Annotated in this window: 18 protein-coding genes; 11 read left to right on the forward strand and 7 right to left on the reverse strand. The window is 54.1% G+C overall.

Annotated elements, in window-relative coordinates:
• Positions 1-34 precede the first annotated feature (34 nt).
• Positions 35-280, reverse strand: a complete 246-nt coding sequence (locus tag D3H35_RS19075; RefSeq protein WP_119151227.1) for a hypothetical protein — start codon at positions 278-280, stop codon at positions 35-37.
• 82 nt (positions 281-362) lie between these two features.
• On the opposite strand from D3H35_RS19075, the gene D3H35_RS19080 reads away from it, so the two are divergent.
• The 3 genes from D3H35_RS19080 (at position 363) to D3H35_RS19090 (ending at position 4,569) form a co-directional block, all read left to right on the forward strand.
• The gene (locus D3H35_RS19080; RefSeq protein ID WP_119150775.1) at positions 363-2,147 is read left to right on the forward strand and encodes a M3 family oligoendopeptidase; all 1,785 of its coding nucleotides are present in this window, start codon (positions 363-365) and stop codon (positions 2,145-2,147) included.
• 201 nt (positions 2,148-2,348) lie between these two features.
• Complete coding sequence (locus D3H35_RS19085) at positions 2,349-3,011, forward strand: hypothetical protein (RefSeq protein WP_119150776.1); 663 nt, start codon at positions 2,349-2,351, stop codon at positions 3,009-3,011.
• Between the two features lie 1,156 nt (positions 3,012-4,167).
• Complete coding sequence (locus D3H35_RS19090) at positions 4,168-4,569, forward strand: O-methyltransferase (protein ID WP_119150777.1); 402 nt, start codon at positions 4,168-4,170, stop codon at positions 4,567-4,569.
• Between the two features lie 100 nt (positions 4,570-4,669).
• On the opposite strand, the gene D3H35_RS19095 is transcribed toward D3H35_RS19090, so the two are convergent.
• Complete coding sequence (locus tag D3H35_RS19095) at positions 4,670-4,891, reverse strand: alpha/beta-type small acid-soluble spore protein (protein WP_119150778.1); 222 nt, start codon at positions 4,889-4,891, stop codon at positions 4,670-4,672.
• A gap of 514 nt (positions 4,892-5,405) precedes the next feature.
• Here D3H35_RS19095 and trpS point away from each other — a divergent pair.
• Positions 5,406-6,401 carry a tryptophan--tRNA ligase gene (gene trpS, locus D3H35_RS19100; protein ID WP_119150779.1) on the forward strand — a complete coding sequence of 332 codons (996 nt, stop codon included), beginning with the start codon at positions 5,406-5,408 and terminating at the stop codon, positions 6,399-6,401.
• A gap of 27 nt (positions 6,402-6,428) precedes the next feature.
• Here trpS and D3H35_RS19105 read toward each other — a convergent pair whose 3' ends face one another.
• Positions 6,429-6,608: a hypothetical protein gene (locus D3H35_RS19105; RefSeq protein WP_119150780.1), complete on the reverse strand. Its 180-nt coding sequence runs from the start codon at positions 6,606-6,608 to the stop codon at positions 6,429-6,431.
• A gap of 93 nt (positions 6,609-6,701) precedes the next feature.
• Here D3H35_RS19105 and D3H35_RS19110 point away from each other — a divergent pair, with 93 nt between their 5' ends.
• Positions 6,702-6,908 (forward strand): alpha/beta-type small acid-soluble spore protein, encoded by a 207-nt coding sequence (locus D3H35_RS19110; RefSeq protein ID WP_119150781.1) that lies wholly within the window; start codon positions 6,702-6,704, stop codon positions 6,906-6,908.
• 190 nt (positions 6,909-7,098) lie between these two features.
• Here D3H35_RS19110 and D3H35_RS19115 read toward each other — a convergent pair whose 3' ends face one another.
• A complete protein-coding gene (locus D3H35_RS19115; RefSeq protein WP_119150782.1) occupies positions 7,099-8,082 on the reverse strand; it encodes a metal-dependent hydrolase in 984 nt (327 codons plus the stop codon).
• Positions 8,083-8,165: 83 nt separating this feature from the next.
• Here D3H35_RS19115 and D3H35_RS19120 point away from each other — a divergent pair, with 83 nt between their 5' ends.
• On the forward strand, positions 8,166-8,489 hold the full coding sequence (locus tag D3H35_RS19120) for a hypothetical protein (protein ID WP_147355894.1): 324 nt from the start codon (positions 8,166-8,168) through the stop codon (positions 8,487-8,489).
• On the opposite strand, the gene gerQ is transcribed toward D3H35_RS19120, so the two are convergent.
• Entirely contained in the window at positions 8,444-8,908 is a 465-nt protein-coding gene (gerQ, locus tag D3H35_RS19125) for a spore coat protein GerQ (RefSeq protein ID WP_199728548.1), read from the reverse strand. The genes D3H35_RS19120 and gerQ overlap by 46 nt on opposite strands.
• Before the next feature lie 279 nt (positions 8,909-9,187).
• On the opposite strand from gerQ, the gene cyoE reads away from it, so the two are divergent.
• Positions 9,188-10,075 (forward strand): heme o synthase, encoded by an 888-nt coding sequence (gene cyoE, locus D3H35_RS19130; RefSeq protein ID WP_119150784.1) that lies wholly within the window; start codon positions 9,188-9,190, stop codon positions 10,073-10,075.
• A gap of 3 nt (positions 10,076-10,078) precedes the next feature.
• A complete protein-coding gene (locus D3H35_RS19135) occupies positions 10,079-10,693 on the forward strand; it encodes an SCO family protein (protein ID WP_119150785.1) in 615 nt (204 codons plus the stop codon).
• 169 nt (positions 10,694-10,862) lie between these two features.
• Here the strand turns inward: D3H35_RS19135 and D3H35_RS19140 are convergent, their stop codons facing one another.
• Both D3H35_RS19140 and D3H35_RS19145 read right to left on the reverse strand, forming a co-directional pair.
• Positions 10,863-11,225: a toprim domain-containing protein gene (locus D3H35_RS19140; RefSeq protein WP_119150786.1), complete on the reverse strand. Its 363-nt coding sequence runs from the start codon at positions 11,223-11,225 to the stop codon at positions 10,863-10,865.
• Between the two features lie 482 nt (positions 11,226-11,707).
• Complete coding sequence (locus D3H35_RS19145; RefSeq protein ID WP_119150787.1) at positions 11,708-12,919, reverse strand: MFS transporter; 1,212 nt, start codon at positions 12,917-12,919, stop codon at positions 11,708-11,710.
• 202 nt (positions 12,920-13,121) lie between these two features.
• Here D3H35_RS19145 and D3H35_RS19150 point away from each other — a divergent pair, with 202 nt between their 5' ends.
• Genes D3H35_RS19150 through D3H35_RS19160 form a run of 3 tightly spaced genes read left to right on the forward strand, consistent with a single transcriptional unit; the run spans position 13,122 to position 15,800 of the window.
• Complete coding sequence (locus tag D3H35_RS19150; protein WP_119150788.1) at positions 13,122-13,505, forward strand: GntR family transcriptional regulator; 384 nt, start codon at positions 13,122-13,124, stop codon at positions 13,503-13,505.
• Between the two features lie 4 nt (positions 13,506-13,509).
• Positions 13,510-14,229, forward strand: coding sequence for an ABC transporter ATP-binding protein (locus D3H35_RS19155; RefSeq protein ID WP_233568002.1), 720 nt, complete (start codon positions 13,510-13,512; stop codon positions 14,227-14,229).
• The gene (locus D3H35_RS19160; RefSeq protein ID WP_119150789.1) at positions 14,226-15,800 is read left to right on the forward strand and encodes an ABC-2 transporter permease; all 1,575 of its coding nucleotides are present in this window, start codon (positions 14,226-14,228) and stop codon (positions 15,798-15,800) included. Before D3H35_RS19155 ends, D3H35_RS19160 begins: the two co-directional genes overlap by 4 nt.
• The last annotated feature ends 2 nt before the right edge of the window (positions 15,801-15,802 follow it).

Genomic DNA, 15,802 nt, shown 5'->3' on the forward strand with positions numbered 1-15,802 from the left:
CTCCGGACGAACGGCGAGCAGGTCGGATGGACGCTTATGAAAAAGAGGTTCTGATAGGGCGGTCGGCGAGGAGGTAGTCGTTGTCGGCATCCACCAGCTGCATTCTTGTATGGCAGCAGGGGAAAACGACGCCCAGCTTTTTGGCTCCGCCTTTAATTGAGGCTATGTCCGCAGGCTTCAATGGAAGCAGGACATGGCTTTTTTCGCAGAACGGGCATTGGGGTACATAGACGTCTTTCATGACGATGTCGTAGGGAAGACTATTTCGAAAAGGAATCATGGCGGAATCAGTCACCTCATTTCGTATACCCTTTCAACATACAATAGACGAGTTCGCCATGCAACGAAAGGATGATTAGGACATGAGCAAATCTTATTCCATGACGTGGGATCTGGAGTCGCTGTTTCCCGGCGGCTCATCTTCGCCTGAATTGGCGAATTTCATGGAGGAGACGGAGCGATTGACGGGAGCGTTGCTGGAGCGGCTGAGGTCCGCAGGCGACGAGCAGCCGAGCCATACGGAGCTGACCGAGTGGACGTCGGCATTGCAGGATATTTTGTCGCGGCTTCGCGAGGGCGAGTCGTTCATCGGCTGCTTGACGGCGCAGCAGACTAGCGACAGGAGAGCGGTGGCATGGACGGAGAAGATTCAGACGCTGTCGGCGAAATTCCGGCAAGCTCAAGATCTATACGACGCCAAGATCGCGAACGTGCCCGATGATCGATGGGAGGCGTGGTGCTCGGATCCGGATCGGTCGGCTATTTCGTTCGTATTGAACGAACGTCGCGATTTTGCGAAGGAGAAGCTTTCGCCCGAGCTGGAAGGACTCGCCAGCGAACTGGCTGTCGATGGTTACCATGGCTGGGGAGAGCACTACAACACAATCGTGGGAAGGATAGCGATTCCGTGGGAAGAGAACGGCACCGCCGTCACGCTGTCCGCAGGGCAAGCTGCCAATAAGCTGGACCATCCGAAGTCCGAGGTTCGCGATTCGATGGCGGCGAAATGGGAAGAGGCGTGGGCGGAGCAGTCGGATTTATGCTCCGACACGCTTAATCGGTTGGCCGGATTCCGGCTTAAGCTATATGGGCTGCGCGGCTGGGAGGATCCGTTGCGCGAGCCGCTGAGAATCAACCGGATGAGCCGAGAGACGCTCGATGCGATGTGGGAGGCGACGGAGGGGGCAATCGCTCCGTTGACGAAATATTTGCAATTGAAGGCTCGCCGCTTCGGCAAAGACAAAGTCGCTTGGCATGATGTCGACGCCCCGCTGTCGTCGGTGGGAGAGACGATCGCCTATGATGACGCGGCGGAGCTTATTATCGATGCTTTCGAGCATTTTTCGCCGGGGATGGCGGCTCTTGCTCGCCGAGCTTTCGACGATAGATGGATCGAAGCGGAGGATCGTCCGGGGAAGCGGCCGGGCGGATTTTGCACGGGATTGCCGCGCAGCCGCCAAACCCGGATCTTTATGACGTATTCGGGTACGCCGGGCAACGTTTCGACGCTTGCTCATGAGCTGGGGCATGCTTATCACGGCTACTTGGTCGACGGTTTGCAGCCGATGGCACAGGAATATGCCATGAACGTTGCCGAGACGGCGTCCACTTTTGCGGAAGTTTTGGTGAGCGATGCTTTGTTAAAGCGAGCCGCCAGCGACGAAGAGAAGCTGTCGCTGCTCGATGACCGCCTGCAGCGCGCCGTCGCTTTTTGCATGAACATTCGGGCCAGGTTTTTGTTCGAGACTCGGTTCTACGATCGCCGCAAAGCCGGTATGCTGGAGGCGGATGAGCTGGGAAAAATGATGGTAGAGGCGCAGAAGGAGGCGTTCGGAGATTCGTTGTCGAGCTGGCATCCGAATTTCTGGGCTGCTAAGCTGCACTTCTATTTGACGGATGTGCCGTTCTACAATTTCCCGTATACGTTCGGGTACTTATTCAGCACCGGTCTTGTGGCCGTGGCGGAAAAGGAAGGCGAGTCGTTCCGAGATCGCTACGACGCTTTGCTGAGGGATACAGGCGTCATGACCGTCGAGCAATTGGCTTCGCACCATCTTGGAGTGCGACTGGACGAACCGGATTTTTGGCGCGCTGCAGTTGAACGTGTCATTGCCGACGTGGACGCTTTCTCGGAGCTGGCGGAATAACGGGACGAATAGCATTTTAATAAATGCGACGCGGAAGTACGCCTCTATGAGACGTCCAATGCAACAATGAGTTGCAATTCTTGGTAAAATATTCTATACTCAGCGTGAAATGAATACGTTCAGCGTGAAGCACACGCCGTCTGTCTCTTCGGAGCGGACGGCGTTTTTGTTTTCAAATTCGCCGAAGAGGGAGGGGCCGGTATGTTTGAAGCCGAGTGGGAGCGGTTCGTACAAGAGCAGAAGCGGACGGCAGGGCCGTTGAGACTAGAGCAGTTAAACAAGAACAAATCCGGGGAAAAGAAGCTTTTTGAAATTGTGGTTTGGCCGATATTCAAATCTTTTGATGGTTGGGCAATGGAGCATGAAGTCGTAATGCCGTCTGGAGTTCGGATTTATCTTGACGCTTTTTATATGCCATTTGAATGGTCATTGGAGTGCGAAGGGTTTGCCGTTCATGCAGAAACGATTACAAGAGATCGTTTCGATTTCGAGAAAGAGCGAATTAGGACGATGGCGATTTACGGTTATCGTTTTATGCCTTTTTCGCGAGATCAGTTGGACAAAAAGCCGGATGCTTGTCGTCGATTCATGTACGAAATGTTGGGACGTTTTTCGAGTAGTGCTTCGACAGGGTATTACGATTTATGCATCTACGAACGAGAAATCATTCGTTATGCCATAAGGCTCGGTCGTCCTATCCGTATGAAAGACGCTCGCGCTTGTTTGCAGACTAGCGAGGAGCATTGCCGCAGCATTTTGAAGAAAATGGTTAGTAAAGGACTGATCCGTCCCGTTGATGAAACGAAGCAGCGATGTCATGCATACGTTTTGGAACCATTGGGAAGGCACGCGTTGTTTGGTTGAAATTTCGGATGAATGGCTGCCGAGGGGGATTGGCGGAAAGGGGAAGTACGCGAGGAATAGCCGTCTCTGGTTGGGCTAATCGATGAAATGGAGAATGTGAGTGGTGAGCAACCGTCTCAGGTAAGGCTAATTGGCGGAATGGAGGGAGCGTGTGAGGAGTAACCGTCTCAGGTAAGGCTATTCGGCGGAAAGGAGGGAGTGTGTGAGGAGTAACCGTCTCAGGTAAGGCTAATTGGCGGAATGGAGGGAGCGTGTGAGGAGTAACCGTCTCTGGTTGGGCTAATCGATGAAATGGAGAATGTGAGTGGTGAGTAACCGTCTCAGGTAAGGCTAATTGGCGGAAAGGAGGGAGCGCGTGATAAGTAACTGGCTCAGGTAAGGCTATTCGGCGGAAAGGAGGGAGTATGTGAGGAGTAACCGTCTCAGGTAAGGCTAATTGGCGGAAAGGAGGGAGCGTGTGAGGAGTAACCGTCTCTGGTTGGGCTAATCGATGAAATGGAGAATGTGAGTGGTGAGTAACCGTCTCAGGTACGGCTAATTGGCGGAAAGGAGGGAGCGCGTGAGAAGTAACTGGCCCAGGTAAGGCTATTCGGCGGAAAGGAGGGAGTATGTGAGGAGTAACCGTCTCAGGTAAGGCAAATTGGCGGAATGGAGGGAGCGTGTGAGGAGTAACCGTCTCTGGTTGGGCTAATCGATGAAATGGAGAATGTGAGTGGTGAGTAACCGTCTCAAGTAAGGCTAATTGGTGGAATGGAGGAAGCGTGTGAGGAGTAACTGGCTCAGGTAAGGCTATTCGGCGGAATGTAGGGAGTGCGTGAGGAGTAACCGTCTCTGGTGGGGCTAATCGGCGAATGTAGGGAGTACGTGTGGAGTAACTGGCTCAGGTAAGGCTATTCGGCGGAATGGAGGGAGTACGCGGGGAGTAACCGTCTCAGGTAAGGCTAATTGGCGAGAGGGGAAGTACGCGAGTAGTAGCCGTCTCAAGTAAGGCCATTCGGCGGCCAACAATCCATAAAAAATACAAAATAATTGATAATATTACAAATATTTTAAAAAAATGAGTTGAATTATTCAGATGACTGAACTATAATGAGTCTCAAGCACTAATGTAATTTTATTTAAAAAAAGGAATTTATTAGACTAAAGGAGGAGAATAATGGGTTTGAGTGACGTCTCTCTCGCAAGGCAAGTGGATATCGCCCTTGAGAAATTGGAGGGCGAGCTTAAAGGGCTGACTGCTGGAACAATCGTATTGCAAATTCGCGAGGACACAATCGGAAAATTCGGAATCCGGCATTTGCCGATGGATTGCGAGGAGGATTCGAGCATCCACTCGGGCGGAATGACGGAAGCCCATGTTCGACTTCTTAGGAGGATGGCTGTAGACGCTCTAAAGCGCAAGCGCGGATGGACATACGGGGAAATCCTTTACGACTTCGGACTCAAGCGCGGCAAAGTGTACGTAAGCGTCCAATTCGAGTCCAACTACAACATGGCCAACCTGATGTTCCGGTTTACGCCGAAGCGGCGGGATCACCGGGAAATTGCCGGAGAGTAGCGCCGTCGATACTATTCCACTTTTTTACATACGAAATGATCAAATAATGCCCATAAAAAAACCGAGTGCCTTTGCAGGCAATCGGTTTTTTAGCGGCTATTTAGCGCATAGGGCTGCCGGCGAGCTGTTGCTCGGCCATCTGAACAAGGCGCCGGGTTATGTATCCGCCGATCGAGCCCATATCGCGGGTTAACATATTGCCGTAATAACCATCCGCCGGAAGCTGAATTCCAAGCTCTTGTGCGACTTCGAATTTTAGTCTTTCCAGCGCTTGTCTGCTGCCGGGGACGACGAGGGAATTGCTGCTGCGGGAACTTGCCATCGCGCTCACCTCCTTTTGTCGGTTAGTATGGACTTGGGAAGGAAGGCTATGCATGAACCAGCAATATTTTCAACTCAGGCGACCTTCAAGCCGGAACGAGCATCGGTTGACATCCCGAACGCGCGGCGTATAATGAGTAACAAACAAACCAACAATTCGATTATCGATATTGGCGATGAACGGAACAAGTACTCATGGTGCTGCGCTTCAGAGAGCCGGTGGCTGCTGCGAACCGGCGCGCTCCCATGACGAATGGATCCCGGAGCCGAGAGCGTAAAGACGGCACTCCGCAGGCAATGCCCCGCCTCTTGAAGGGCTGCGAGCGGATGCAAGTCCCATTCTCCCCGTCTGTTCCCCGTTACCGGAACGTTAAGGCTCGATCACGATCAAACCGCGCATTCCCATTGCGAATCCGCGGCTGAAGCGTCGAGCGAATAAGGGTGGCACCACGGCTCATCGTCCCTTGCGGATGAGAGCCGTTTTTATTTTGTCCAAAAAAAGGAGCAGATCCGGCATGACCAAACAACGAGTACTGTCAGGAATTCAACCGAGCGGCAAGCTGACTCTCGGCAACTACATCGGGGCTATGCGTAATTTCGTCGCTCTTCAGCATGAGCATGAATGCTTCTTCATGGTTGTCGATTTGCATGCGATTACGGTGCCTCAAGAGCCGGCCGCGCTGCGTGAGCAGAGCGAGGCGGTGGCGGCGCTGTTCGTCGCGGCGGGAATCGACCCATCCCAAGCGTCCATCTTCATGCAATCGCATGTAACGCAGCATGCCGAGCTCGGATGGCTGTTGACGACGTTGTCGTACATGGGCGAGCTGGAACGAATGACGCAATTCAAGGACAAATCAGCCGGAAAAGACGCCATCGGCGCCGGGCTTTTCGTATACCCATCGTTGATGGCGGCGGATATTTTGCTGTACGACGCCAATTTGGTTCCCGTCGGCGACGATCAGAAGCAGCATCTGGAGCTGACGCGCGATCTGGCCGGTCGCTTTAACCATCGATTCGGCGAAACGTTAACGATTCCGGAGCCTTACATTCCGAAAGTAGGCGCCCGCATCATGTCGCTGGACGACGCTTCGAAAAAAATGAGCAAAAGCAACCCGAACGTTGGAAGCTATATTGCCCTGCTCGACAGCCCGGACGATATTCGCAAAAAAATATCCCGGGCCAAGACGGACTTGGGCCGGGAAGTGGAATACGATCCGCAAAACAAACCGGAAATCAGCAACTTGATGAGCATTTTCGCGCAATGCACCGGACAATCTCTGGAAGACATCAGGCAAGCTTACGAAGGACAAGGCTACGGCGCATTCAAGAAAGACTTGGCCGAGGCTGTCGTTGCGGCGCTTGAGCCTATCCAGAGCAAGTACGCGGATATTCGCTCGTCCGGCGCCATCCACGACATTCTGAAAGACGGAGCGGTTCGCGCCCGCGAAGTGGCGGAAGCTACGCTAAGCAGAGTGAAGGACGCAATGGGATTTTTACCGGCGCGCCGGTAGGACAGGCTCGTTTGGATGTTCGTTCGGTTAGTTTTTTTGCACTTTTCTCGATGATTTAGCCTTGACGATAAAGCCCAGAGCGATCGTTGCGCAAGTCAGGACGAAGAACAATAAAGCGAGCCAACCGTTATAATCCAAGGAGATAGCGGTACCGACCATCCATACGATCGAGACGAAGGCAAAAATTAACGCTAAAAACTTGTTCATGTCGAACCTCCGGAAGCATATTTTTCTCAGGGTCTAGCATACTAGAAAGGCAAGCTTGCACCCACTTCAACAAGGCGAAAGGAGAATGACAACATGGCAGGTAACAACCAAGTATTAGTACCGCAAGCCAAAGCCGCGCTGAACAGTATGAAAACGGAGGCCGCTCAATCTCTCGGCGTCCAAATCCCTGCTGACGGATACTACGGCAACGTAACGTCCCGCGATGCCGGCTCCCTTGGCGGATATATCACCAAGAAGCTTGTCCAAATTGCCGAGCAACAACTGTCCGGTGGCCGTTAAGGACTTCAAGAGTCCTCGCACCGAAAGCCCGGGGCTAGCCTCGGGCTTTTATTATTGTGCGCCAATCCTGTGGGAACGTCAAGAAGTTCAAAGGCGGCGGCAGGACGATTGCACTTATTTTTTCCATAATAATAGGCCCTTGCCGGAGGGCCTGTCCCATTATTGGCGGTGTGCCGAAATCGGTGTCTCGTCAGTACGAGTTCATGCGCAGTCTTTTGTCCAGACGCTCGTCGCTAAGCCAGCCCACGTAAGATTGCAGGGGGGCGTACGATAAATCCATCATGACGACCGCAACGAAAGGGTACTGCTTGCGGTAACGGTACCGAATATCGATCCATCGCACCTCGTACCCCCAAGTATGTGGCTTCACGTGGCCGCATGGAAAAGGAGTGACGCTAAGAAACGCTTTGACGTCGGGATGCTGCTTGGACGCTTCCACGGCGGGATGAACGTCGCATTTCAAGACGTCGAACCATTGAAGGCGTCTATTGTGCCATTCTCCGACCCCGTATGTCCCGTCTTCCGACAGCCTTACGACGTTCCACCGATATAGCGACAAAGTCGGAAGGAGCGTGTACCGATCTCCTTTTCGCCGTTTTGCATCCCGCGAAGGGACTTGCCTCGACAATCTCCGATGGACGAGCGTTCTCCATCCGTAATAGACGGCAAGCAGAGCATAGAGCACCGGAAATACGACCTTGGGATCGGCTGCTCCCGTAATCCACATAAAGATCGCAAGCAGATGAGCCGAGAAAATAAACGGATCGAAAATGTGAATGATGTTCCAAGCGACCCATTGCTTGCTCACGGGACGATAGGCTTGGGTGCCGTAGGAGTTGAAAAGGTCGACGAAGACGTGAACGACGACGGAAAGAAGCACCCAGAAGCCGATATGCCACCATGGAATGCTTCGGAAGGCGAGCGACAGCGCAACCGTAATCAGGCCCGTCCAGCCGACGATAGCCGGAAACGAATGCGACAATCCTCGATGGTTTTTGATATAATCGGCATTGCTTTTGAAACGGAGCAGCGAGTCCGAATCCGGCGCGTTCGAGCCGATGACGGTGCCGATCAGTACGGCGATGGGACCATAAGGGTGAGAAGCGATGACGGGATCTGTCATAGCCAGTCCGCCTAAGCCAAGTCCGAATACGAAATGGGTGCCCGTATCCAATCGAATCGATTCCTCCTCCGAATATAGGCTAAACTTAAGTATGAACGAACGGCGGAAAAAATATGAAAGGAAGAGGCTGGCGAATGATTTTATTTTGCGAATATGCCTTCGTCTCCGGCGAGGCTCAAAATGATTTCGCGGAATGGGCGGTCTCCTCCCCTGATCGGTGGGGGAGTGCGGAGCTTTTGGCAAGCGAGGTTCAACCCGGTTTGTTCGTGGAAATTTGGCGAGGGCTGGACGAGCAATCGGCCGAACGAATTCGGCGGGAACGGCTAGAAGAGCATTCCGAATGGCGCGAGATGGACAAATGGGTAAAAGGAGGCCGCGAAGGCCTCCGGATGTGGACGTTTCGTCCGTTCGATTACCGGCGTCCGCCTGTTCCGCCCGTTCCGAACGGAAGCGTGTAATTAAGCGGCTCGTCGAACGTAATATAATCGAGATTGACGGTGAGCAGCAAATAGCGTTTGCCTGTCGTCGGATCGCTGATGATGATATGGTCCCGGCCGGCCGCTTCAAGGACGCCCTTGAAAATTTTGGCGTTCCACTCGCTGTTGTTTTCGTAAGTCATGTACAGAGTGGCCGTCTTTCCCAGATTCATGCGGAGAATATTTTCCACATAGGACTCTTCTTGACCGAATCCGCCGGGGAATGTCACACCGCTTGGCGTGATCGGAGCGCCGCTAGGCACGGCGGAAGGGATCATGCCGGTCGTCATGGCCGGCGATACCATCGTTCCGGGCATTGCCATCGTTCCGGGCATTGCCATCGGGGCGGCGCCGGGCATAGCGGGCGAATAAGGCCATTGAACTGGCATTTTGTTGTACATGGGGTATTCCTCCTTTGAATGGCGGCTTGTTAGCCGTTAATATCCGGGATGGAGCGGATGCTTCGCCTTCCCTTTCCTTTGCCGATATGGGCATCTGTCGCTATACATACTATTTCGGAGCGCCTAATTTGGTGACAGCGAGCAAACGCCGGATCGGGAATCGGCCATTCACCGTTCGAATGTTGTTCACAGGGGAATGGCGAATTCATGAACACCCGGGGGCGAACGTTGTCAACGGCTTTCGATTTGGGGTATCATTGAACACAGTTACATGGCTAGCTGTGTAAGACTAGAAGGAGGACCAACTCCGTGCTTAAAGATCTTGTGGCCCTGACCAAACCGCGAATTATACGGCTCAACCTTATTGCAGCGTTCGGTGGTTTTTGGGTCGCTTCAAAATGGGATATCGACTGGGTAACGCTAGTCTGGATGCTGCTCGGCTCCGCGCTGACGATGGCGTCATCTTGCGTGTTCAATAACTACTGGGACCGCGACTTCGATCTGAAAATGGCAAGAACTCGCAACCGCGCCCTTCCGCAAGGACGTATGAAGCCCGGCTTCGTGCTCGGGTATGCCATCGTGCTCGGCATTGCCGGACTAGCCGTCCTGTTCGGTCTGGTGAACGCGCTGTCCGGGTGGCTTGGCTTGCTTGGGATGTTCGTGTATATCGTCGTGTATACGATGTGGCTCAAACGCACTTCGACCTGGAGCACCTCGGTAGGAGGGATTTCAGGAGCGATGCCGCCCGTTATCGGCTATTGCGCGGTGACGGGAGAGGTGGACGCCGGAGCGTGGATTTTGTTCGCGCTGCTGTTCCTGTGGCAGCCGGCGCACTTCTGGTCGCTCGCGATCCGCCGCCGCGAGGAGTATAAGGAAGCGGGCTTCCCGCTCCTTCCCGTCGTCAAAGGCGTGACGAGAACCAAGTGGCAAATGCTTCCTTATATCGTTTTGCTTATTCCGGCTGCCATTCTTATGTACCGTTACGATTATGTTGGAGCGTTTTTCTTATGGTTTTCGGTCATTCTGGGCCTTGTCTGGCTCGTGCATGCGGTGTCCGGCTTGCGAGCCAAGGATGACGAGAAATGGGCGAAAGCGGATTTCTTTCTATCGATCAATTATTTGATGGTCATGTTCCTAACGATGATTTTGGACACGAACGGAGTGTAGAGGATGTTTCCGAAGAAGTATGGCTTTCCGTTAGCAGTGTTGGCATTATGTTTAATACTCGGTGGATATTTGTTATGGTCCCAGAAGAAAGATTCCGAGCTGCCGATCGAGCAGCAGGGAGCCCCATTCTCCTATACGGATTTGGACGGCCAGACGGTATCGTTGGATAACACGAACGGCAAGGTAAGATTGCTGTACTTCTTCTTCGCCAATTGCCCGGACGTCTGCCCGCCGACGACGTTCATGCTGTCACAGGTACAGAATCAGCTGAAGGAAGCCGGCTTGTTCGGCGACAAAGCGCAGCTGCTGTCCGTCACCATCGACCCGGCCAGAGATACGGTGGATTCCTTGAAAAAATTCGGAGACCAGTTCAACGCCGACTACAGCGGCTGGAAGTTTCTGCGGGGCGACGAAAAGGCGACCGAGGAGCTCGCGAAGAAATATCAAATTTGGGTGTCCAAGGACAGCCCGGAAAGCTTCTCGCATATGAATCTGATCGTGCTGCTCGACAAGAAAGGCCAGGTTCGCGAATGGATTTCCGCCAAGGATTACATCGAGATGGGCGCGGACAACTTGCCTGTCAGCAATATCGTCGACAAAATCAAAAGCTTGATATAAAAAAATCGGCCGCCCCGGCGAATGGGGCGGTCGATTTTTTTGTTGGGACGCTTACGCGCGGTTGCGTTCTCATTCTCCGGGATCGAGGCCGCTTCCTGTTCTTGTGCCGATATCCCCTCCGCTCAGCAACTGCGCCAAGTCTGCTGCAATGCTGGTGTCGGCGCCGACGCTAATCCTTTGTCCATTGGTCGCCGGTCGGCTCGGGGTACAGAATGTATTCCTCGAGCCCGGCCTTTTCGAGCTGCTGGATCAGATATTCTTCGGGAGTGCCCTCGACTCCCGCGTAGCCTCGCCTAGTGTATATATGTTCCGCATCGGGGAAGACGTCTCGAAGAACGCCGCGAATACGGCGTCCGGAGGAGTCCGGATCCGTGAATAAGTAAACTTGCCGATGGCCGATCTCCTTGCGGAGCTTCTCAATCTTATCGGTATTCAGCGTGCCGAATGTACAGTGAACCGGGACGGCGGGCGAAAGCACTCTCGATAGCCTGCTTTTGTCGTTTTTTCCTTCGACGATAATAGCGACGTCCATATCGAATCCCCCTCGTTTTTCGTCGAGTTATAGCGAAAAAGGTCCTTGGCGGTATTGTACCACTTTTGCGGGGGAAATGTTCGGTTGGCGTAACTTGTCCGTTTCGATGGAGCGAACGAATCGGTTATCGGCGTAAAAAGCAAGATCGGCGCCGTCAAGGAAACGGCACCGACCTGCGGCTCTTAGGGGTCGGAGGCTGTAGCCGTGCCGGAATCCGAATTGCGAAGCGATTCGATTAGCAGGCTTTCAGGATGATGACGAGCAAGATGAACAAAACAAGAACAATCGTAGCGGAAGAGCCTCTGGAAACAATGTTCGACATATGCGTTCCCCCTCCAAGCAGCCCCGAATTACGCGCCGTCCCGTTGCCGGTCAAAGGGCATAGGCTACATAGTATGATATGCCGGGACCGACTCGCTGACATATGCGCTAACCCAATAACGGAAGATTGAGCGCTAATCCCGCCGATATGGCTTGAGGCGCTACGCGTGCGGCGCTGTTGGATCCCCGTTCCACCCCGCTCGGAATGCGGGCCGGGGAAAAATGACAGCCATCGCAAGCATGAGAGCGAGGAAGGAAATAAAGAAGGGAGAGAACGAATCCCTTGCCGCCCCAGCCAATACCGGACCGAGGAAGGACCCGATGGACAAGGAGATGGAGAGGAACGAGAAAGTCCGCCCATACCGGGCTTCTCCACTGAGCTGGATGAGGAAAGACGTCATCGCCGGGAAAATAATGCCCTTGGCCATGCCGATCACGAACAGCATCATCGACAGCGGGAGCGGCCATCCCGAGGCAAGGCCGTAGTAGGCGACGGCAAGCAGCGATAATCCGGCTACCGTACGGATGTAGGGCAAGTATTTGTTCAGGAATAGAAGAACGAGCGTCGCAAGAGCGCCGAGGCTGACGACCGAGAACATCAACCCTACAGCCAGCACTTCCGCGCTAGTACGAGCGCGAAGCGGCAGCTCGAAGGATAGAATGCCTTGCGCGCAAGCAAGAGAAATCGGAATGGCGAATACCGCCCAAGGAAACCGGCCTCCGCTTGCGGCCGTTTTGTTTGCGGCAGACGTAGTCTTCCGGAGATCGGAAGCTCCTTGATCGGAATCGACGCCTCCTTGCTCCAGACTGCTCGTTTGTCGAATTTTCACGGGCTCTTTAATAAATAAAATCGATGTGATTCCCGTGAAGAGAAGTCCCCATCCGAGGATGGCGAACGAAGCGCCGAATCCGATTGTCGCCGCGAGCCAAGCTCCGGCGGCAGGGGATACAACCGAGGCGACCGTGTGGACAAGGCCGTTGCCTGCCATCAGCTTCCCTTGGTGAATATGATCGCGAGCCAGCTTGGCGAGAAGAGCCATGCAAGCAGGCGACAGGAACGCAAGCACGAATCCGCTTGCGGAGCGGATATATAGCAAGTGCCACGGATCGGTCACGCGGGATTGCAAAATAAGGAGAATGCCCGCCCCGGTCAAACTGGCGGCGATGAACCAACGGCTTCCGTATCGGTCTACTCCGTAGCCCGCAAGCATATTCCCCGGCAGATGGGTCAGAGAGTACATTCCCATGACGAGCCCGATGAACGACGGAGCGGCTCCGAGCGATACGGCAAAAGGCGTCAGCATCGGGTATTGGGCGTGCAAATCGAAGAAAGCGACGAACAGGAACAGGTAGAGCCATACGGCGGTCTTCATTTTTCGCTAACCTCCTTGCGAGGGGGAACCCCTTCCACTCGTCCGCCACGGCGGTCTATCCTACTTGTACGTGAACAAGCAGGCAGATATGACGAGAGTATAATTCGAAAAAAGAAAGTGGCGCTTGCGAGTGTGTGGTGAGTAGTGGTACACTTCATACATAGTGTATGGTTATGCACCATACACCGAAAGGGGTGGAACGATGCCTGCGACGCATGTCTGGAGCTCCGAACAATTTCGTATCGATCCTTCCAGGCCGTTATACGAGCAATACATCGAGCAAATACGGGCGATGATCGCGAAGGGTGCGCTTGCTCCGGGAATCCGGCTGCCATCCGTCAGGGAAACCGCTGCCGCTCTTCGGGTGAATCCGACGACGGTCATGAAAACTTATCAGGAGCTGGAGCGAATGAATCTGTTAGTGACGTTCAGAGGCCAAGGCACGTTCGTGACCGAAGAAGCGGAGGCGATCCGTCGATCGCGCGTCGCTCTGGCGAAGCATGCAGTCCGGCAAATGGAAGAGCTGGCCGCTTCCATTGGTTTGACCTTGCATCAACTGCTCGAGCTTGCCAAAGAAAAGGAGTGAGCTTATGTCCATCTCTATGACTGGCGCTGCTTCGCTTGCAATCGAGTGCCGCGGGTTAAGCGTTAAGATGAAGAAGAAGTCGATTCTCGACGACGTATCCTTTACGATCGAGACAGGCAGCCTTGCCGGCTTGCTCGGTCCTAACGGCGCCGGCAAGTCAACGCTTATGCGCATTCTGTGCGGCTTGGCGGAGCCGGACAAAGGAACGGCGAATGTATTCGGCAACAAGCCGAGCGTCGATACGTTGTCGCAGCTTTCGTTCCTGCCGGATCGCGGCAAGCTGCCGGCTTGGTTAACGGCGGGGGAATGGCTCCGGTTCGCGGAAGGGCTGTACCCGGATTGGCACAAATCGCGCGAAGCCGAGCTTGTGGAGAAGCTGGGCATCGATCGCTCCTCGCGGATCGGTACGATGTCGAGGGGAGAGGAAGCGAGGCTTCAATTGCTTACCTGCCTGACTCGTCAGGTCAGATTGATTATTCTCGACGAACCTTTCACGGGCGTCGATCTTCTGTCGCGGGAGAGAATCGCATCCGCCGTCGTCGGGGAGCTTGCGGACGGCAATCGGACATTTCTGATCGCGACTCACGATATTCGGGAGATGGAGTCGTTGTTCGACCGAATCGTTCTCCTCGGAGGCGGAACGGTCAAAGGCATCTTCGATACGGAAGCGCTCCGAATGGAGGGCAAATCCGTCGAATCCTGCTATAGGGAAGTGTTCGCATGAAGATCCGCTACGATTTGTTCGGATTGGAGACGGGCGGGGAGGTGCGGTCGTTCAAGTCCAAATGGCCGCTATGGGCGTCGTTCGCGTTTGTGCTCTTGCTTGGCGGTCTATATTTGCTGCGGGAGGGAGCGACTCCGGAGTCGATCTTCGCGATTGCCGGCCTTGCGGCAGGAGGGATAGCGTTCTTTTATGCGATGGCCCACGCAGCTTCGCTCCGGACGAATCCGTTCCGGGAATGGTGGCTGACGCTGCCGGTATCGCGGACGAAATTGGTTCGAGCGAAGATGGTTTCTCTGCTGATCGTATCGGGCTTGATCGGAATCGCGTTCTGGCTTGTTGCAACTCTCGCCGCTATTATTTCGTTATTATTCGGGGAGACGTCGATAGGCGCGGCAACGCCGGGAAGCGTCTTGACCGCGGCCGGAGCGTACGCTTTGTTCACGGTTGCGATTTTGCCGCTGGGAGTCAGTCTTGGCTTTCTCCTTTTATGGATGTACGGCGGTTTGCGGCGCTATTTGCTTATCCCGTATTTGTTCGTATTGTTCCCTTTCGGATTGTTCGTCATCGTATTGGATTCCGGCGAAGCGGTTCAAAAATGGCTGGCTCCCGAAGCGGTTCTTGTCTACTCCTTAATAGTCGGCGCGGCAGGGAGCGTTATGTACCGTTTAACACGGGCAGTCGTATCGTCTCAAGGAATGAGCGACTTGGCCGCCTTCCGGATCGGGGATGTCGCGAAGTCATGGCGCGAGCCTCGCAAGCGGGCCGAAACGAAGATCGGACATTTTACGCCTGAGACTGGCCGTTTTCGCATTCTTTACGCTTACGAGAGATCCCGGTATGCGTACGCGACATCGCTTCGGCCGGTCATTATCATTCTCAGGTCGCTTGCGGTTCTGCTCGCTGTCGCAGGGTACTTCTCTTTCGGCAGCCGGGAAGGGACCGTCGGTCTGGTTACCGCTCTGATGATCTTCGCTTTTATTGGAACGAACATCATGTGCTCCTTGTCCAACGTGTTGCCGGAGCAACGCGCGAGGCTGACATGGTGGCTCATGTTCCCGGTCGGCCGCAAAAAGCTGTTGCTGGCTCGTGTTGCGGCAATTTGGACGACGGTTTACCGCATCGCTTTTGCCGGCTTGCTGTGCATCATCGCCGGAGGCGCGGTTCGATACGCCGTGAACGGTCACTACCCGGGAGATGCGAAATCGGATGCCGAGCTGCTTGCGTATACGGTTCTCTTCTATGTCGTCCTGTCGACTTTGTTCGCTTTCCTGCTTCAAGTGCAATCGTATACGCTTCGAAACCGCGTCATCGCTTATCTTTACATTCCTATCCTCATAGGCTCGTATTGGGTGCCTACGGCTGTAAGCAACCGTCTTATTAACGATGAGATGATTGCCGCCGGAGTCGGTTCGTATCAGTGGACTATTTTATTGGCTGTAATTGTCATAGGGACGCCGCTCGCAGTTGCCGCTTTTTTCGCGGGAGCGAAGACGCTTCATCTGTTTCTCGTCGATCCGAAAGCCCAGCAGCGATCAGCTTCCAAGGAAGGGCGGCTGCTTCGGAAAAGATAGAG

It is taken from the genome of Cohnella faecalis (genome assembly GCF_003570905.1).
GTDB classification, from domain to species: Bacteria; Bacillota; Bacilli; order Paenibacillales; family Paenibacillaceae; genus Cohnella; species Cohnella faecalis.